Consider the following 18096-nt stretch of genomic DNA (forward strand, 5'->3'; position numbering starts at 1 on the left):
TCGGACCGCGGCGTGGACCACCCGACTTGCCGGGTCAGCCCACGAGCGGCGTGCCGCCGAGCAGGGTCTCGCCGTAGGCGAACAGGTGGCCCGCGCCCACCTCGACCGGCGCCAGCGCGCCGAGGTCCTCCCGCGCCGCGGCGCCGAACTCCAGGCGCGCCGGGCCGGTCCACACCTCGGAGAACTCCACGTCCTCGACCGCCGACGCGACCAGCCGCTCCGGCGCGCCCCCGCCGTCCCAGTCGGGGAAGTGCAGCGTGTGCGCCAGCGGCACGGTGTGCAGCGGCGGCGGGTGCTCGGCGAGACCGGACACGGTGACCGACGCGGACACCACCCGTTCGCCGAACACCGAGAGCGAACCCGTGAAACGACCGCCCGGAGCCAACTTCGGCCCGCCGACGCCCACGAGCGCCGGTCGGCTCTGGTGGACGACGCCGAACTGCTTGGGCATCCCCTGCACCCAGCCCCGCACCATCGGCACCGGCTGGTCCACCCAGGCGAACGGGCAGCGGGCCATGGGCCGGCCGCGGAACTCGCACGCCAGCAGCACCAGGAACTCCCCGAACTGGTTGCGCGCGGGGTGGTCGCGCTCGGCGCCGGACGCGGAACACCACTGCCACTGCGCGAACACCGCCGCCGCGGCGCCGGGATCCGCGCCGGGGTCGAGCCCGTCCGGGAGGAACGCGGCGGCCGCGTCCGGGTCGACCCGGTAGTCGACCATCAGCACCTCCCCGGAGAAGTGCCACGGCGGCGGGGTCAGCATCGAGGCCCGACCGGACGGCGACAGCGGAAGGCTGTAGCCGGCGAGGGTTCTGGGGGCGTTGGCGGTCACACCGTGCTCCTCTGCGGCGAAGTGCGACTCGCACCGCGGCCAGGCGCGCCTGCGGCGGTGCGGTCGTCGGATGTGGCGACGCTAGGGGAAAACAGCCGGCCGCGCAGGCGCCTCCGGCCACTGGTTCGGTCCGGCAACCCGCACCGGCACAAGGAAAACCCGTTCTCCGGCACGTCGACGTCGGCGGGCGGCACGAACCGCGGCCGGCACCGGAGGGTCGAGCACGTCCGCCGGCACTTCGGGGCCACCGTGCGCCGCTGTGCCAAGCTGGGCGGGTGGTGTACCCGGCGTTGACCGCACTCGTCTCCCTGGACGACCTGTCCACCGGCCAACGGCGGGGCGCCGTCGTCGCACTGGCCGACCTCGAACCGCACGTGCTGGTCGAACTCGCCGAGCGGGACGACGTGCCGGCCGACATCCGGGTCGACCTCGTGCGCGAGGTGCCCGAATTCCTGCTGGAGCAGGTGTTGCGGGCGTTGCCCTGGGCGGACGAGCTGTTCCGGGCCGCGGTCGAGAAGCACGGCGCGACGCCCGCGCTGGTGGTGTTGTGCGCGGCGAACGGCCGGCGCGCCGACGCGGTCGGATTGGCCGGACGACTCCGGCCCGCGATGACGACCACCGTGGAATACCAGTGGGAGCGCGAGTTCGGCGAGCCGCTGCCACCGGAGGTGCGCTCGGCGCTGGTGCGGGCCGTGCTCGCCGAGCCGCACCCGCCGCTCGACCTGTCCGGCATGAACCGGTGGCAGCGGGACCGGGCGCTCGACCAGGCCACCGCGGCGGAGGGCGTCCGGCGCGAACGGCTGTGGCACCTGGTGAAACCCGACCCGGAGCGGTGGGTCCGGCACGCGGAGGACCCCGACCACGGCGCCGACCTGCGGCAGGTCCTGCTCGACCACGCCGACGGGTTGCCCGACGCGGTTCTCCTGGCCTGCCTGCCCACCGTCACCTCGGAAGCGCTGCGGCGGAAGCCGAACGAACTTCTCACCGGTGTCCGGCTTCGGCAGACCGCGGAGTGGGTGAGGCGCCATCCCCGAATCCGCGAACTGGCGCCGGAGGACCTGGCGCGGGTGGCCCGGGAGGTGGTCGAGGACGGGTGGCGGGCTTCGGGGTGGAAGCACACCGGACCCGATTGGGCGGAGATCACGGCCTTCGCGGAACTCGGCTCCGATCCCGAGCACCTCGCCGCGGCGGTCACCGCGCTCGGCGCGGCGAAGGCACCGGACCGCGATCTCGCGCTGTGGCACGACGAACGGGCCCGGGCCGTCGCGGCGCTGGGCGCCAACCCGCGGGTGCCGGTGGACGCGCTCCTCGCCGTGCTGCCGACGCTCGACCGGCACGCGCTGGAAGTGCTTGTCCCGCACCGGGATCCGGCCCTGGAACAGGCGGCCCGGGACCACCTCGACCGGTTGCGGTCCGCCGCGGTCGCGCGTGAGCCGGTGATCGTCGCGGTGCCCTCCGACGAGGAGTTGGCCACACTGCCGGATCCGGTCGCGGCACTGCGCGGGCACCTGCGGCACCTGCGAGGACGCGCCGCCCAGCGGGACGCCACGTGCGCCGGACTGCTGAGGTCGCGGTTCACCACCGCCGACGTCCTCCGCGAGCTGCCCGCCGTCCTCGTGCTGGAGAGCGCCGAGCAGGCGGCCGAGGTCGCCCGGTCCATCGCCCGGACGTGCGGCGACGATCTTCGACACTGGCGGAACCTGGCCGCGCTCAAGGACACCCCGCTCGCGCGGAAGACCACCTTCGGCGCCTGGCTGGACGCGCTCGCCGGCTCGTGAGCCGCCCGCGTCACGGCTAGAGCAGCGGGGTGCTCGGCTCCAGGCCGCACAGCGCGCGGCCGTAGTGCTCGATGCCCGTGGGTGGGGTCAGGGTCGCGTGGGTCGTCAAGGCCTGGATGTCCCGCGCCACCTGGAAGAGCGGGAAGGTGGTGGCGATGCCCGACGCACCCGAGGCGCGGCGGAGCGTTTCGACGGCCTCGGCGCACAGTTGGGCCGTGTAGGCGACCTGGCCCCAGATCCTGGACCTGTCGGCCGGGTCGCACAGCGCGTCCGCCGCCACGCGCTCGTCCAGCAGACCCGCAGCCTGGTCCGCCAGCAGCCGGGCCGCGTCGATCTTCAGCCTGGACTCGGCGACGTGGTGGTGGGTGATCGCGGCGTCGCGGTGGTGGGCGTAGCCGGTGAACGCGACCGGGCCGCGGCGGGGCAGGCGCTCGAGGTACAGCTCGTACGCGGTTTCCGCGAGCCCGAGGAAGGTGCCGGCCGCGCTGGTGATCAGGTAGGACAGCGCCGGGTAGCGGGGATAGCCCTCGGCCGCGTTGCGCTCGCTGCGGTGGTCCGGGTCCAGCAGGTCGGCCGAGCGGATCGCGTGGCGGTGCGGCACGAAGACCTCCCGCGCCGACACCGTGTTGCTGCCCGTGCCCTCCAACCCGCTGACGTGCCAGTCGTCCTCGATCGTCACGTCCCGCGCGGAGAGCAGGAACAGGGTCGGCTCGCCGCCCTCCACGACGGCCGGGTGGAGCAGGTACGTCGCGCCCAGGCAGCCGCTGTTGAACGGCCAGCGCCCGGACACCCGGTAGCCGCCCTCGACCGCCACCGCCCGGCCCGGCAGGGCCAACGTCGCGCAGTGGAACGCCTCCGGGTCGGCGAAGACCTCGCGCTGCACCTCGTCGGGGAACTTCGTGCACAGGAAGACGCAGTCCAGGTAGATGGTCGACACCCAGGCGGTCGACCCGCAGCCCCGGGCCACCTCGACGAGCGCGGCCAGCTTCGTGCGCACGTCGCACTCGACCCCACCCAGGTGCCGCGGCAGCGCGACCCGGAAGAGACCGGTGGCCCGCAACGCGTCCAGGTTCTCCCGGGGCACCCGGCGCTCGGCGGTGCACCGCGCCGCGTTGGCCCGCAGCAGGGGCACCACGGCACGCACCCGGTCCACGAGATCCGGCATGGACAACCCCCCGTGCTCGCGACCGCCGACACCCGGATCCCACTGTGCCACAGGAGATCATCCGCGACGCCGGGCCGGACGGCCACGACACCCGAACGGTCGCCCACCCCGGGACCGACGGCACGACGAGCGCGGGACACTGGTCCACGTGGCGGAAGTCGAGATCGTCGTGGCCCACCGGGAACGCGCGACCCTGCGCGTCGGCGAGGTGTTCCTCAAGGTCGACGCCGACCGGGCGCGCGCGGACGCCGAGGTCGAAGCGATGGCCCTGGCACCGGTGCCGACCCCGCGAGTCCTGTGGCGCGCGCCGCCCGTGCTCGCGCTCGCCGCCCTCCCGGGAACCGCGCTCGACTCGACCGCGTCACCGGCGGCGTGGGCCGCGGCGGGTGCCGCCGCACGGGCGCTGCACGACGCGCCGCCACCACCGTGGCCCGGTCCGAGCCCCGAGGAGATCGCGGCCCGGCTCGACCGCGAGTGCGCGTGGTTCGCCGCCGACGACGTCCTGCCCGCCGACCTGCTCACCCGCAACCGCCGACTCGCCGACACCGCGCTCCGCCCGTGGACACCGGTGTTCACCCACGGCGACCTCCAGGCCTCGCACGTGTTCGCCGACGGCGACGCGATCACCGGGGTGCTCGACTGGTCCGAGGCGGCACCGGGCGACGCGCTGTCCGACCTGGCCACGCTCACCCTCGGACGCGAGGAGCGCCTGGCCGACGTCCTCGCCGGCTACGACGCGGACGTCGACACCGGGCTGATCCACGCGTGGTGGTCGTTGCGCTGCCTGCTGGTCGTGCGTTGGCTGGTCGAACACGGTTTCGACCCGCGGCCCGAGATCGCCGTCCTGGAGGCCCGGCGGTGACGCGGGCCTACTCGACGGCGGGATCGCGTTCCAGGTCGGTGCTCAGCGCCCGGTAGACCGCGGGCCGATGCCGGCGCAGCCACCAGGCCGTCGCCAGACCCGCCGCCGCGACGATCGGCAGCAGCCACGGCAACCGGGCGATGACCAGGTTGTCCGAACCGGCCAGCGTCGGGAAGTTCGCGATCGCCAGGCCCACGATGACGGCCAGCCCCAGCGCGCCGAGGCCGGGCGCCAGCGCCGTGCGCACGAACCGGCGGTCGCCGACCCGGCGGAAGTGGACCACGATCGCCACCGCCGCGAGGAACTGGAGCACCAGGATGCCGAGCGTGCCGAGGCCGGTCATGCTCGCGGTCAGCGCGGTCACCGGGTCGAGACCCGCCAGCCGGAAGACCAGCGCCACCACCGAGGCGAACGCCAGCTGCACGACCGCGGCCCGACGCGGCACGCCGGTGCCCTGGTGGGTGCGCCCCAACGCCCGCGGCAGCACGCCGACCCGGCCCAGCGCGTAGAGGTAGCGGGTGGCCGAGTTGTGCAGGGCCAGCAGCGCGGCGAACAGGCTGACGACCAGCAACAGCGTCATCACCTTGGTCAACGCCTCGCCCAGGTACTCCCGCGACACGGAGAACACCAGGTCGCCGGTCGACAGGTGCGCGAGCGCGACGTCCTGGGCCTGCTCGACGCCGATCGCGCTGACCACCGCCCAGGTGGTGACCGCGGCGAAGATCCCGATGAACCCGATCGCGAGGTAGGTCGCCCGGGGGATCGTCCGGTGCGGGTCCTTGGCCTCCTCGCCGAACAGCGCCGTCGCCTCGAACCCGATGAAAGCGTTGGCCGCGAACAACAACGCCAACCCGCCGGCACCCTGCACCACCACCGACGGCACGAACACCGACAGCGAGAACCCGTGCCGCACCAGCACGCTGACGTCCAGCACCAGCAGGATCGACACCTCCAGCACCAGGCACACCGCGAGCACCCGCGCGCTGACGTCGATGCCGCGCCGCCCGAGCAGGAACACCGCCACCACCGACAGCGCGCTCCACACCGCCCAGTCCAGGTCGGGCCCGAACACCTCCGCGATCCCGGTGGCGGTGAAGAACCCGCTGGTGCCGATCGCGCCCGCGACGAAGCAGTTGTAGCCCAGCATCGCGATGAACCCGGCGACCAACCCGAACGTCCGCCCCAGCCCGCGCACCACGAACGCGTAGAAGCCTCCGGCGTTGGTCAGGCTCTTCGACATCTGCGCGTAGCCGACGGCGAACAGCAGCAACACCACCGTCGCCGCGACGAACGCCACCACCATCCCGCCGCCGTTGCCGAGCGCGATGCCGAGGGCCGCGATCACCACCATCCCGGTCAACGGCGCGACCGCGGCCAGCACGAGGAAGACGATGCCGGGCACGCCGAGCACACCGCGCGCCAGCGCCGTGCCGTCCGAGGACTCGCTGTGATCCATGGTCGGCGAGTATTCAGCCGCCCGTCCCGCGCCGGGTTGGCGTAGCGCGCACACGTCTTGCTCCTACGTGACCCACGACACTCCGGACGCGGGCCGCCACCGGGTCGTCGGACCCCGATCCCGGGCGACGCGTCCGGATGGATGATCCGGTCGGTTTCCGGGGCCACCGCGGAACGTGATCGGTAGCGTCGCGCACCGTGAGCGAGGCGATGCCGAAGGACGTGCTCTCCGGTGACCCGGCGGCGATCGAGGCCGGCTTGGACAGGTGGGTCGCCGACCTGGAGCAGAACGCCCGGCACTACCAGGAGTTGCAACGCCGGGTGGAGGACGTGCGGCTGAGCGCGACCAGCGCCGACGGCTCGGTCACCGTCACGGTGGACGCGGACGGCGCGTTGGTCGACGCGCGGTTCACCCGGAGGATCGCGGACGTCACGCCGGAGGAGCTGGGCCGGCAGCTGCTGGCCGCCGTCGGGCAGGCGCGGTCGCGCATCGCCGAGCAGGTCGGTCTGGTCGCCGACGAGACCGTCGGCGGGGACGGCGCCCGGCGGGTCACCGGCTACTACCGCGAGAAGTTCGGCGCACCCGAGGAACGGCCGGCGCAACGGCCCGAGCGGCGGGACCCCGACGAGGACGTCGACGGTTCGGTCTTCCACTGACGAGGTTCCACGGACGGCGTTCCACACACGGCGTTCCACGAGGAGGCACGGTGGGTTTCGACGTATCGGCCGGCGAACTGCGGGCCCACGCGGACAAGGTCGAAGGGCACAGCACCGTGCTCGGCCAAGCGGTCGACGCCGCCGGGTACGCCATGTCCGACCGGACCTACGGCAGGATCTGCGCGTTCCTCCCACCGGTGTTCAACGACCTGGAGGAGGTCGCCCGCACCGCCCTCGAGTCCGCGCGCAGCGGTCTCTTCGCGATCGCGGCGAAGCTGCGCGACACGGCGGCGACCTACGAGACCGAGGACGAGGCCATCGGGCGCGGGTTCTCCGGGATCGGCGTCCGGTGACCGACAACCCGCTCGTCGCGCCCGTCAAGCCGTCGACCGAGTGGTACACGGGGATCGGGATCGCCGAGGCCGTCTCGGACCTGGTGGACGGCATCAAGAGCGGTTCCTGGCTGGACGTCGAACTCGGCGCGCTCACCACCGGACTGGAAGCGCTCAGCATCGTGGTGGACCCGTTGGGCTCCGTCGCGTCCAACCTGCTGTCGTTCGTCATGGAGCACGTCGCGCCGCTCAAGCGGGTGCTGGACGACCTGGCGGGCCACGCGGACGCCGTGGCGGCGCAGGCCGCGACCTGGAAGCGGATCTCGGTCGCGGTCGGCGAGGTGCGGACGGCCTTCCAGCGGGAGTCGGTCGCGGACACGGCGGGCTGGAGCGGTCAGGCCGCCGAGGCCTACCGGGCCCGCGCCGCCGACACCGCGGCACTGCTCGGCGCGGCCGCGGAGGGTGCGGACGGACTCGCCTCCGCCGTCGAGTTGGCGGGGCTGCTGGTCGCGGTGGTCCGGGAGAACGTGCGCGACACGATCGCCGACCTGGTGGGGCGGCTCGTGGTCTGGGCGGTCGAGGCGATGACCGTCGCGGGCGCGATCGTCGTGGCGGTCCAGGCGGCGACGGCCACCGCCAAGTGGGGTGCCCGCATCGCGCAACTGGTGAAGAACCTGGTGCGCGCGCTGGGAAAGCTCGTTCCGCTGCTGCGCAGGCTCAAGGAGTTGTTCGCGCGGATCGGGAAGAAGCTGGACGAACTCGCCCGCCGTGGTCGGACCAAGCCGTCCCGGGACCCGCACAAGCCGCCCGGTTCGGCCGGCGATCCGTTCGACAGCCTGCCGGAGGTCGAGCGGGAGCGGCTCGTCGGCGAACTGCTCGGGGACAGCAACCCGAACTTCCCGCTGACCCGGCAGAACGCGGAGGCGATGCTGCGCGGCGGCCCGCCCGGCACCAGACCGGAGGTCGCCGGACCGGGCGGCGAGGGCGCGGACGTCGTGTTCCGCGACGCCGACGGCGAGATCGTCGGACGACGCGAGGCCAAGGCGTCGGACGGCACGTACGCCTCGTTCAACAGCGAACTCACCCACGCCACCAAGCAGGTGCGGCGCAACGGCGAGGTGTGGTTCCAGGTCCCGGCGGGCACCGACGCGGAGACCTGGGTCCGGCGGTGGCAGGGCCAGCGCCCCGGCGCGGGACTCGACAAGTACACCGACGTGACACTGGTGGTGCGGGACGTGAACGGCCGCGAGGTCGGTCGATACACTCTCGGCAATCGTCTTCCGCCCAGGTGAGCGAAACGAGGAGCACGCGTGAGTGAGTCGGCCTGGTTGCTCAGCGATCGACACCGGGTGAAGCTCGGACTCGGCAAACCGGTGCGGGCGGCGGACGGGTCGGTGGACCACTTCCACGACGGTTCGCAGAACTCCCGGAACCCCGAGTTGACCCGCGCCCTGTGGAAGTTCCTCGCCGACTACGGCGACGGCCCGGTCCGGGTCGTCACGAGCTTCCAGCCCGAGTTCACCGCGATCGCCGAGTACCGGACCATCGGCAGCGACGCGGTCGAGGACGTCGACTTCCCCGAGTACCTGCGCGACTGGACCGGCTGAGGTCGCGGGCGTCAGCGGATCGGGCGCAGTTCGACCACCGTGTAGCCGATCGAGGTCGGGGTGGTGGTCGTGACGCGCAGCCCCGCCGCCTCGGCCAACGCGGCGACCTCCGCCAGCGTGCGCATCCGGCCACCGGAGCACACCAGCACCCGCAGGTCCATCTCGGTGAAGAACCGGCGGTCGACCGAACCCGTGTCGATCAGCTCGACCACCACCACCTCGCCGTCCGGGGCGCACGCCCGCGCGCAGCGGCGCAGCAGCAGGGCGACCTCCTCGTCGTCCACGGCGTTCAGCACGTCCGACAGCACGACCGTGTCACCGCGCGGCACGTCGACGGTGAAATCGCCGGCCACCACCGCGCAGCGGTCCGCCAGGCCGAACTCGGCCACCAGCGCCCGCGCGGGCGCCACGACCTCCGGCAGCTCCAGCAGGGTTCCGCGCGCGGCGGGCGCGGCGGCGAGGATCTCGACCAGCAGCCGACCCGTGCCGCCGCCCACGTCGACCACGTGGCCGCGCCACGGGCGGGACGCCGCGATCGCCGGCGCCGACCACTCCGACTTCACCCGCATCTGGTCGGCGAACGACCGGGCCAGGTGCGGGTTCGCCGCCTGGTCGCGCCACAGGTCCCGGCCGTACACCCGGGGGTAGGGCGGCTCGCCGGTGCGGACCGTCGTGAGCAGGTCCCACACCGCCAGTTCGCTGCGCCCCACCGCGCCGTCCGCGTCCAGCCACATCCGCAGCGCGCCCCGGTCGTCGGACCGCAGCACCTCGGCCGCCTCGTTGAGCGCGTACACCCCCGGCGACACGGCGTCGAACACGCCGCGGCACGCCAGGTGGGCCAACACCCGGTCCAGCTCGCGGGCCCGCGCGCCGGACGCCGAGGCGAGGTCCGCCACCGAGCGGGGCCCGGCGCTCAGGTGGTCGGCGACGCGCAGGGTCGCGGCGACGCGCAGGGCCATCGGGGTGAACAGGTCGGCGAGCGCGGCGATGTCGGTTTCCGGCACGGCGCCGAGCCTAGCGGACCCGACATGTCGGGTCCGGCGCGCAACCCGACACCCGCTATAGTCCGGCGCATGGTGACCCGCGACAGCCCGGCGTCGACCGGGCAGCGGCTGCTGTGGCTCCTGGACCACCACCGGGGCGCCGAGGGCGCGCTCAACTGCCCGCTGCTGTGCCGGCTCCGCGGTCCGCTGGACCCGACCTCGCTGACGAACGCGCTGCGCGGGCTGGCCGACCGGCACGAGTCGCTGCGCACCCGGTTCACCGGCCGGGGAGCCGGTCTGCGCCAACAGGTCCACGCCGGCACCGGGCACCTCGCGCCGCGGTTCGCCACGAGCGCCGCGGAGGTGGCGGACGCGGTGCGCGAACGCCTGTCGCCGCACGGCGACCTGGTGCGCGCCACCGTGTTCCGCGCCGCGCCCGACGACCACCTGCTGCTGCTCAACCTGCACCACCTGGTCACCGACGCCTGGTCGAACCGGGTGCTGTTCGACGAACTGGCCGCGCTGCTCGACGGCCGTCCGCTGCCACCGCCCGCCTGGCAGTACGCGGACTTCACCGCGTGGCAGCGCGCCGAACCCCAGGCCGCGCAGCGGGAGTACTGGCGGCGGCACCTGGCCGGCGCGACCCCTCCCCCGCTGCCCGCGGCCACCGGCGAGCGGGGCACCGCGTCGCTCACCGCCGACGTCGACGCCGCCACCGCGCGCGGGTTGCGCGGACTGGCGCGGCAGTGCGGCACGACGGTGTTCGGCGCGGCGCTGGCGGTGTACTACGCGCTGCTGGCGACGGTGACCGACCGGGCCGACCTCACCGTGGCGTCGCTGTTCGCCAACCGGGTCCGCCCGGAGAGCCGCGGCACGGTCGGCTTCCTGGCGAACATGGTGCTGCTGCGGACGGTCGTGCCCGCGCGCGGCAGCTACGCGGACCTGGTCCGGGCCACCGGCCGCACGGTCGCCGAGGCGTTCGTGCACCAGTCGCTGCCGGTGCACACGCTCGGCGGCGACGACCGGTCGGCCGCGACGGACGTGGTGTTCCAGGTGCTGCCGGACCCGGTGCGGGCGGTGCGGGCGGGCGCGGTGGAGGCGCGGGCGCTGGTGCCCGACGGCGTCGCGAGCCGGTTCGACCTGGAACTCGCGCTGGTGCCGGCCGACGGCGGGTTCCGGGCCGTGCTGTTCTACAACCCCGGCCGGGTGCCGGAGCCGTTCGCCCGCACCGTGCTGACGGGGTACACCGCGCTGGCGGCCGCCGTCGCGGCCCGGCCCGCGACACCGCTGGACCGGCTGGTGCCGGCGGTGGTCGCGTGACGCCGCTGGTGGTGCCCGCGTCGGTCGCCGCGCGGCTGGACTGGACCTACGGCGGGGAGGCCCCGCGCGTGCGGGGGTTGTACGACCAGGCGGAACGGGCGTCCTGGAGCGCCGGCGATCTGGACTGGGCGACGCCGGTGCCCTTCGGCGAGCCGCTGCCTGCCGACTCGCCCGCCGGGTTGGCGGCGTTCGCGGCCTCGCCCCTGGCGGCACGGGGCCCCGACGCGTGGACCGCGTTCCGGTGGGAGTTCCAGGGCTGGATGGTCAGCCAGTTCCTGCACGGCGAGCAGGGCGCGCTGGTCGCCGCCGCGCGGGTGCTCGAACTGGTGCCCGGCACGGACGCGAAGCTCGCGGCCGCGAGCCAGGTCGCCGACGAGGCGCGGCACGTCGACGTGTTCGCCCGCTACCTCGCCGAGAAGACGCCGCACCCGTACCCGATCACCGCCACGCTGCGCGCGCTCATCGGCGACGTGCTCGCCGACTCCCGCTGGGACGTCACGGCGCTGGGCATGCAGGTGATCGTGGAGGCGCTGGCGATGGCCGCCTTCCGGATGGCCGGGCAGACCTTCCACGACCCGCTGATCCGCCGCATCACCGCGCTGGTGGCCAGGGACGAGGCGCGGCACGTGACGTTCGGCGTGCTGGCGCTGCGCCCGGTGTACGAGGCGCTGGGCAGCGCGGAGTTGGCCGAGCGGGAGGAACTGGTGCTGGAGTCGGCGAGCCTGATGCGCCGCCGGTTCCTGCTGGGCGACGTGTGGGAGCGGCTGGACGTGCCGGCGGCGGACGGCGCGCGGTTCGCCGAGCGGGACCCGCTGATGGCGCGGTACCGCACGGCGGTGTTCGCCAAGGTGGTGGCCGCGTTGCGGGGCGTGGGGCTGCTGACCGACCGGGTGCGGTCCGGGTTGGACGGGCTGGGGCTGCTGGGCGTGGTGGGCCGTGGATGACGCGGTGGCGTTGTCCCAGCGGCTGTTCCAGGCCGGGTTGGCGTGCGCCGAGCTGATGTCGTGCTACCTCGGGACGCGCCTGGGCCTGTACGAGCACCTGCGCGACGACCCGGCCACACCGGACGGGCTGGCCGAGCGCGCCGGCGTGGACGCCCGGTACGCGCGGGAGTGGCTGGAACAGCAGGCGGTGGCCGGGATCCTGACCGTGCGGGAGGGGGTGTACGCGCTGCCGCCCGGGCACGCCGCGGCGCTCACCGACCCCGACTCCCCCACCTCGGTGGCCGCTCTGGCGCTGCTGCCGGTCGGTGGCATCGCGGCGGCGCTGCCGGACCTGGTGGAGGCGTTCCGGACCGGCGGCGGGGTGGACTCCTTCGGCGAGGCGGCGGACCGGGGCGGGTTCAACCGGGCGGTGTTCCGGCACGACCTGCCCGGCTGGCTGCGGTCGGGGTTGCCGGGCCTGCACCGGCGGCTGCGCGAGCACGGCGGTCGGATCGCCGACCTCGCCTGCGGGGCCGGCTGGTCGACCGCCGCCCTGGCCGAGGAGTTCCCGCTGGCCGTCGTGCACGGGTTCGACCTCGACCCCGGCGCGGTCGCCGCCGCGACGGCCACCGCGCGGGCCCGCGGGGTCGCCGACCGGGTGCGGGTGCGGGTGCGCGACGTGGCCGATCCCGTTCCCGAGCGGTACGACCTGGTGTGCCTGTTCGACGCGCTGCACGACATGCCGCACCCCGTCGAGGTGCTGCGCGCGTGCCGGGCGCTGCGGACCGACCGGGGCGCGGTGCTGCTGATGGAACCGCGCGCCGCGCACGCGTTCACCGCGCCCGGCGACGAGGTCGAGCGGTTCCTGTACGCGGTCAGCGTCCTGCACTGCCTCCCGGCGGGGATGCGGACGCGTCCCTCGGCGGCGACGGGCGCGGTGCTGCGGCCGGACCGGCTGCGCGAGTACGCCAGGCAGGCGGGTTTCTCCGACGTGGAGGTGCTGCCCGCCCGACACCGGTTCCACCGCCTCTACCTGGCGGTGGGTTAGGAGGTACGTCGTGTCCGTCGTGGTCGTCGGGTCCGGTGCGGCCGGACTGAGCGCGGCGCTGGCCGCCGCGGTGGCGGGCGCCGAGGTGACGGTGCTGGAGGCCGCGCCCGAACTGGGCGGCACGACCGCGTCGTCCGGCGGCGCGGTGTGGGTGCCCGGCCACCACCTGGCCGAGGACGACGGGTCCGCGGCGGCCTACTGCCGCGCGCACCTGGCGCCGAACCCGCTGGTGGACGTGTTCCTGCGGCACGGCCCGCGTGCGGTCGGGTTCGTGGAGCGGCACACGCCGGCGCGGTGGCGCGTCATGCGGTACCCGGACAGCTACCCGGACGGCCGCGACGACCGCAACCTGGAGGTCGAGCCGGTCGCGCTGGACGGGGTCGAGGGGGTGCGCGGACCGGCGCACTACCGCAGCGTGATCACCAACGACGAGTTCGACCGGTACCGCCCCCACCTCGGCGGGCGGTTGCCGGACGGGCTGCTCGACGGCCGCGAGGACCACCGCACCATGGGCGAGGGCCTCGTGGTCGGTCTGGTGCGGGGCTGCCTGGCGGCCGGGGTGCGGTTGCGCACCGGGGTCCGGGTGACCGGGCTGCGCCGCGCCGGCCGCGAGGTCGTCGGCGTCGAGCACGGCGAGGACTGGACGCCCGGCGCGGTCGTGCTGGCCACCGGCGGGTTCGAGCACGACGCCGCGCTGGTGGCGGCGGGCCACGGCCAGCCGGTGCTGCCGCTGTCCGCGCCCGAGTGCCGAGGCGACGGGTTGCGGCTCGCGGCGTCGGCGGGCGCGTGGATCGGCACGACGGGGTGGTCGTGGCGGTGGCCCGCGACCGAGGTCGACGGCGAGCCGGTGATGCTGTTCGCCGAGCGGAGCCTGCCGGGCTCGCTGTGGGTGGACCGGACCGGGCGGCGGTTCGTGGACGAGTCGGCGCACAACGCGTTGCTGGCGTTCGACGTGGTGGACCCGGCGACGGGCGGGCCCGCGCACCGCCCCGCGTGGGCGGTGGTGGACGCGGACTTCGCCGCCCGGTACGGCGTCGCGGGCAGCCGGGACGTGCCGGCCTTCGTCGTCACCGCCGACACCCCGGAGGCGCTGGCCGAGGCGATCGGGGTCGACCCGGCCGTGTTGCGCGCGACCGTCGAGCGGTTCACCGGGTTCGCCGAAACCGGGGTGGACGCCGACTTCGGGCGCGGCGCCACCCCGTACGACCGCTTCAACGGCGACCGGGACACCCCGCACCCGGTGCTCGGACCGGTGCGCACGCCGCCGTTCCACGCCGTGCCGCTGGGTGTGGGCGTGGTCGGCACCAAGGGCGGCCCTCGCACCGACGAGCGGGCCCGCGTCCTCGACTGGGCGGGCGAGCCGGTGCCCGGTCTGTTCGCGGCGGGCAACGCGGCCGCGGCCGTGCTGGGTCCCGGCACGCCGTCCAACGGCGCGAGCATCGGTGTCGCGCTGGTGTTCGGCGTGCTGGCGGGCGAAGCGGCGGCCGGATGACCTCGCTCGCGCCCCGCTTCGACCCCGCGCTCGGCGACGACCCGTACCCCCGCTACGCCGAGCTGCGCGCGGTGAGCCCGGTGGCCAGGGCGGGGCCGGGGATGTGGGCGGTGACGCGGCACGAGGACGTCGCGGCGCTGCTGCGGGACCGCCGGTTGGGCCACGAGTTCCCGGACAGCGCGCGGCGGGCGTTCGCGCGGGCCGGTGGCGCGCCCGAGTCGGCGCTGCGGACGATCGTGTCCGGCCTGGAACCGCCCGCGCACACCAGGGTCCGCCGCGCCCTGACGGCGGCGTTCACGCCCGGCGTCGTGCGCGGGATGCGGGCCGGTATCGCCGCGTTCACCGACGCCGTGCTGGCGCGGGCGCGCGACGTCGGCCGGTTCGACGCGCTGGCGGACCTGGCGCTGCCGCTGCAAACGGCCGTGGCGTGCGACCTGGTGGGCGTGCCGGAGGCGGACCGGGCGGAGCTGGTCGCCCGGGCGGTCGTCGTGGGCCGGGCGTTCATCCAGGTGCCGCTGGTCGCCGCCGGGCACGAGGCGGAGGTGGCGTGGCTGCGGTCCTACGTGGGCGACCTGCTCGCCGACCGCCGCGCGCGTCCCGGCGCGGACGTGCTGTCCCGGCTCGCGGCGGGCGGCCTGTCCGACGACGAGATCGTGGACAACGCGGTGTTCCTGTTCTTCGCCGGGTACGAGACGGCGGTGCACCTGGTCGCGGCCGGGTGCGCGGCGCTGCTGGAGCACCCGGAGGCGTGGCGCGCGCTGACCCCCGACGGCGTGCCGGGTCTGGTCGAGGAGGTGCTGCGGCACGACGCGCCGATCCAGTGGGTCGCCCGGGTGACCTCGCAGCCGGTGCGGGTCGGCGACCACACGCTGCGGGAGGGCCGGGCGGTGCTGCTGCTGATCGGTTCGGCGAACCGCGACGAGCGCCGCTTCCCCGAGCCGGACCGGTTCCGACCCGACCGGTTCCCCAACCCGCACCTGTCGTTCGGCGCCGGTGTGCACGCGTGCCTCGGTGCGGTGCTGGCGCGCGCCCAGGGCGCGATGGTGTTCACCCGGCTGGCCGCGCTGCCCGCGTTCACCCCGGCGGGCCCGGCGGTGCGCCGACCGCACCCCAACCTGCGCGGCTTCACGAGCGTGCCCGTGGCGGTGCGGTGACCGCGCTGCCACCGCGCTTCGACGCGACCGCGCCCGACGTGCTGGACGACCCGTACCCGACGTACGCGCGGCTGCGCGACGCCGGTCCGCTGTGCCGTTGCGGCCCCGGCACCTGGGGCGTGACCCGGTACGCCGACGTGGCCCGGCTGCTGGGCGACCGACGGCTGGCCAACGGCCCGCGCGACCGGGACCGGGCGCGGTCGCCCTACGGCGGCGGTCCGGCGGACGGGCTGCTCGCGCACATGCTGTCGGGCCGCCGCGCGCCGGACCACACCCGGCTGCGCGCGCTCCTCGGCGTGATCTCCACCCCGGCCGCCGCGCACGCCCGCCGGGCCGGGCTGCGGGCGCACGTCGCGGACCTGCTCGCGCCCGGCCGGGACGGGGCGGTGGTGGACGCGGTGGCCGACGTGGCCTTCCCGCTCCAGGCCCGGCTGATCGGCGACGTGGTGGGCCTGCCGGCCGAGGTGCGCGCGGTGGTGTGGCCGGACGCGCTGCGGCTGGGTCGGGTGTTCATCCCCTACGCGGTGCCGACGCCCGCCCAGGTCGCCGAGGCCGACCGGCTCACCACGGCGCTACGGGAGGCGGTGGGCGGTCTGCTGGCCGAGCGGCGCGCCCGGCCGCGCGGCGACCTGCTGTCGGTGCTGGCGCACTCGGACGTGCCGCACGAGGACGCCGTGGACAACGTGGTGTTCCTGCTGTTCGCCGGGTTCGAGACGACCATGAACGTGATCGGGTCGGCGTTCGCGGTGCTGTCCGCGCACCCCGGCCAATTCGCCCGGCTGACCGCCGACCCGGGCCTCGTCGGGTCCGCCGCGGACGAGCTGCTGCGCTACGACCCGCCCGCGCAGTACACCGTGCGGCTGACCGAGGAACCGGTGGAGGTGGGCGACCGGGTGGTCCGGGAGGGCCGGATGGTGCTGCTCATGCTCGGCTCGGCCAACCGCGACGGCGCGCGCTTCGACCGGCCGGACGAGTTCGACGTGACCCGGCTGCCGAACCCGCACGTCGCGTTCGGCGGCGGCCCGCACCACTGCCTGGGTCGCGTGCTGGGACGGGTGGAGGTCGAGTGCGTGCTGGACGTGCTGGCGCGCGGAGCGACCGAACTGCGCCCGGCCCGGCCCGCGCGACGACTGGCGCACCCCAACTTCCGCGCGCACACCACCGTGCCGGTGACCCTCGTGCCCCGGTAGCGGGCGGGTGGTGCGGTCAGGCGCGGCCGATGGAGAAGCCGAGTTTGCGCAGTCTGCCCGCCCAGCCCTGGGCGGTGTGCCGCGGCACGCCGTAGTGCTCGGCGAGTCGGGTGATGCTGCCGGTTTCCCGGTACGCGGCCAGCACCTCGGCCGGGTCGGGCATCTTGCGGTAGGTCCGCGTCGCCGCGTCGGTTTCGCTCGCCGCGGGGGCCGGCGCGGGAGGCGCGACGGTGGCCCGGCGCGGGCGCGGCCGGTCCGGCGCGGTGTCGGGTTCGGTCGCGGGAGGGGTGCCGAGGAAAGCCGACGCGAGCTGCTCCAGGTCGACCCGACCCGTCAGGTCCGCCGTGCCGAGGCCGCCGCCGCTGCCGGCGGTCACCAGCACCTGGGTGACCTGCGGCCGACCGGACGACAGGTCGATGCAGATCTGCGTCCTGCCTTTAGCCCGATCGGCTGGTTGGCTTTCCTCGATCGTGACGATGTAGCTGCTCATCGCGTCCTCCTGTCCGCAAAAATACTACACGATGGAGCGAACTTCTCACCCGAACACCCGCGCGCTGCGCACATCCGGACCGCTGCTCCGCCGAAGGGGTTCCCGCAGTCAGGTGATGTCCGTCCTCCCGTTCGGATGAAGCCTGTTTGTCGGGTCTTCCTCGGACCCGACATCGAGGCCCTAAGGTCGAGAGTCGACATCCCGATCGCACAGTCAGGGGAACCCCGTGAGCGCGAACCAAGTCCTCAGGCAGAAGTACGCCAGCACCTTCGACAACTTCGACGTCAACGGTTCGGGAACCGTGGACGCGGGCGACCTGGAGGGGCTGATCGACCGCGTCGTCGAGCAGTTCGGCATCGAGGCGGACGGCAGCCGCCACCAGGCGTTCGCGGCCTCGGCCCGCGAGGTGTGGGCCCGGTTGACCCGGGAGGTCGGCAGGCTCAGGGGCGGCGGCGAGGTCGAGTCGATCGACCGCGACGAGTACCTGAGGTTGCTCGAGACCGCGCCCGACGACGTCGTGGAGGCCATCTTCGACCCGTACGTCGACGGCCTGTTCGCCCTCGCCGACGTCGACGGCGACGGCCGCATCACCGAGGAGGAGTTCAACGCCCACCAGCTCGGCTGGGGGCTGTCCCCCGAGCAGGTGCGCGGCAGCTTCCAGGAGCTGGACACCGACCGCGACGGCACGCTGTCCCGCGCCGAGTACACCAAGTACGTACACCAGTTCTTCACCAGCGGCGACCCGAACGCGCGCGCCAACGCCCTGTCGGGCGCCTGATCCACGTCCCGGACGCGCCGCCGCGCGACG

At 74.8% G+C, this 18096-nt stretch carries 18 protein-coding genes; 13 read left to right on the forward strand and 5 right to left on the reverse strand.

From position 1 onward, the window contains the following. Positions 1 to 34: 34 nt before the first annotated feature. Positions 35 to 832, reverse strand: coding sequence for an enduracididine biosynthesis enzyme MppR (gene mppR / locus AB0G50_RS24885; RefSeq protein WP_360112705.1), 798 nt, complete (start codon positions 830 to 832; stop codon positions 35 to 37). Between the two features lie 290 nt (positions 833 to 1122). On the opposite strand from mppR, the gene AB0G50_RS24890 reads away from it, so the two are divergent. Beyond that, positions 1123 to 2610, forward strand: a complete 1488-nt coding sequence (locus tag AB0G50_RS24890; protein ID WP_360112707.1) for a hypothetical protein — start codon at positions 1123 to 1125, stop codon at positions 2608 to 2610. Positions 2611 to 2626: 16 nt separating this feature from the next. Here AB0G50_RS24890 and AB0G50_RS24895 read toward each other — a convergent pair whose 3' ends face one another. Next, positions 2627 to 3775, reverse strand: a complete 1149-nt coding sequence (locus AB0G50_RS24895) for an acyl-CoA dehydrogenase family protein (protein ID WP_360112709.1) — start codon at positions 3773 to 3775, stop codon at positions 2627 to 2629. Between the two features lie 148 nt (positions 3776 to 3923). On the opposite strand from AB0G50_RS24895, the gene AB0G50_RS24900 reads away from it, so the two are divergent. Beyond that, positions 3924 to 4637, forward strand: coding sequence for a phosphotransferase (locus AB0G50_RS24900; RefSeq protein ID WP_360112711.1), 714 nt, complete (start codon positions 3924 to 3926; stop codon positions 4635 to 4637). Positions 4638 to 4644: 7 nt separating this feature from the next. On the opposite strand, the gene AB0G50_RS24905 is transcribed toward AB0G50_RS24900, so the two are convergent. Continuing rightward, positions 4645 to 6093 (reverse strand): APC family permease, encoded by a 1449-nt coding sequence (locus AB0G50_RS24905; protein WP_360112713.1) that lies wholly within the window; start codon positions 6091 to 6093, stop codon positions 4645 to 4647. 197 nt (positions 6094 to 6290) lie between these two features. On the opposite strand from AB0G50_RS24905, the gene AB0G50_RS24910 reads away from it, so the two are divergent. From AB0G50_RS24910 to AB0G50_RS24925, 4 genes are read left to right on the forward strand one after another with little or no spacing between them, the layout of a single operon-like run. Then, positions 6291 to 6749, forward strand: coding sequence for a YbaB/EbfC family nucleoid-associated protein (locus tag AB0G50_RS24910; RefSeq protein WP_360112715.1), 459 nt, complete (start codon positions 6291 to 6293; stop codon positions 6747 to 6749). Between the two features lie 50 nt (positions 6750 to 6799). Next, positions 6800 to 7102 (forward strand): type VII secretion target, encoded by a 303-nt coding sequence (locus tag AB0G50_RS24915; RefSeq protein WP_360112717.1) that lies wholly within the window; start codon positions 6800 to 6802, stop codon positions 7100 to 7102. Next, the gene (locus AB0G50_RS24920) at positions 7099 to 8373 is read left to right on the forward strand and encodes a hypothetical protein (protein WP_360112719.1); all 1275 of its coding nucleotides are present in this window, start codon (positions 7099 to 7101) and stop codon (positions 8371 to 8373) included. The genes AB0G50_RS24915 and AB0G50_RS24920 overlap by 4 nt, the downstream gene beginning before the upstream one ends. A gap of 18 nt (positions 8374 to 8391) precedes the next feature. After that, the gene (locus AB0G50_RS24925) at positions 8392 to 8688 is read left to right on the forward strand and encodes a hypothetical protein (protein ID WP_360112721.1); all 297 of its coding nucleotides are present in this window, start codon (positions 8392 to 8394) and stop codon (positions 8686 to 8688) included. Positions 8689 to 8699: 11 nt separating this feature from the next. On the opposite strand, the gene AB0G50_RS24930 is transcribed toward AB0G50_RS24925, so the two are convergent. Next, complete coding sequence (locus AB0G50_RS24930; RefSeq protein WP_360112723.1) at positions 8700 to 9692, reverse strand: methyltransferase; 993 nt, start codon at positions 9690 to 9692, stop codon at positions 8700 to 8702. A 69-nt stretch (positions 9693 to 9761) separates the two neighbouring features. Here AB0G50_RS24930 and AB0G50_RS24935 point away from each other — a divergent pair, with 69 nt between their 5' ends. Genes AB0G50_RS24935 through AB0G50_RS24960 form a run of 6 tightly spaced genes read left to right on the forward strand, consistent with a single transcriptional unit; the run spans position 9762 to position 16798 of the window. After that, on the forward strand, positions 9762 to 10991 hold the full coding sequence (locus AB0G50_RS24935) for a condensation domain-containing protein (protein ID WP_360112725.1): 1230 nt from the start codon (positions 9762 to 9764) through the stop codon (positions 10989 to 10991). Further along, positions 10988 to 11935 (forward strand): ferritin-like domain-containing protein, encoded by a 948-nt coding sequence (locus AB0G50_RS24940; RefSeq protein ID WP_360112727.1) that lies wholly within the window; start codon positions 10988 to 10990, stop codon positions 11933 to 11935. Before AB0G50_RS24935 ends, AB0G50_RS24940 begins: the two co-directional genes overlap by 4 nt. Further along, positions 11928 to 12962 carry a class I SAM-dependent methyltransferase gene (locus AB0G50_RS24945; protein WP_360112729.1) on the forward strand — a complete coding sequence of 345 codons (1035 nt, stop codon included), beginning with the start codon at positions 11928 to 11930 and terminating at the stop codon, positions 12960 to 12962. The genes AB0G50_RS24940 and AB0G50_RS24945 overlap by 8 nt, the downstream gene beginning before the upstream one ends. Positions 12963 to 12972: 10 nt before the next feature. Beyond that, complete coding sequence (locus tag AB0G50_RS24950; protein ID WP_360112731.1) at positions 12973 to 14454, forward strand: FAD-dependent oxidoreductase; 1482 nt, start codon at positions 12973 to 12975, stop codon at positions 14452 to 14454. Continuing rightward, complete coding sequence (locus tag AB0G50_RS24955) at positions 14451 to 15608, forward strand: cytochrome P450 (protein WP_360112733.1); 1158 nt, start codon at positions 14451 to 14453, stop codon at positions 15606 to 15608. Before AB0G50_RS24950 ends, AB0G50_RS24955 begins: the two co-directional genes overlap by 4 nt. Beyond that, positions 15605 to 16798 carry a cytochrome P450 gene (locus AB0G50_RS24960; RefSeq protein WP_360112735.1) on the forward strand — a complete coding sequence of 398 codons (1194 nt, stop codon included), beginning with the start codon at positions 15605 to 15607 and terminating at the stop codon, positions 16796 to 16798. Before AB0G50_RS24955 ends, AB0G50_RS24960 begins: the two co-directional genes overlap by 4 nt. 16 nt (positions 16799 to 16814) lie before the next feature. Here AB0G50_RS24960 and AB0G50_RS24965 read toward each other — a convergent pair whose 3' ends face one another. After that, positions 16815 to 17288, reverse strand: a complete 474-nt coding sequence (locus AB0G50_RS24965) for a hypothetical protein (RefSeq protein ID WP_360112737.1) — start codon at positions 17286 to 17288, stop codon at positions 16815 to 16817. A gap of 226 nt (positions 17289 to 17514) precedes the next feature. On the opposite strand from AB0G50_RS24965, the gene AB0G50_RS24970 reads away from it, so the two are divergent. Beyond that, on the forward strand, positions 17515 to 18066 hold the full coding sequence (locus AB0G50_RS24970; RefSeq protein WP_360112739.1) for an EF-hand domain-containing protein: 552 nt from the start codon (positions 17515 to 17517) through the stop codon (positions 18064 to 18066). Positions 18067 to 18096 lie beyond the last annotated feature (30 nt).

This window comes from Actinosynnema sp. NPDC020468 (genome assembly GCF_040642015.1).
Lineage (GTDB): Bacteria > Actinomycetota > Actinomycetes > Mycobacteriales > Pseudonocardiaceae > Actinosynnema.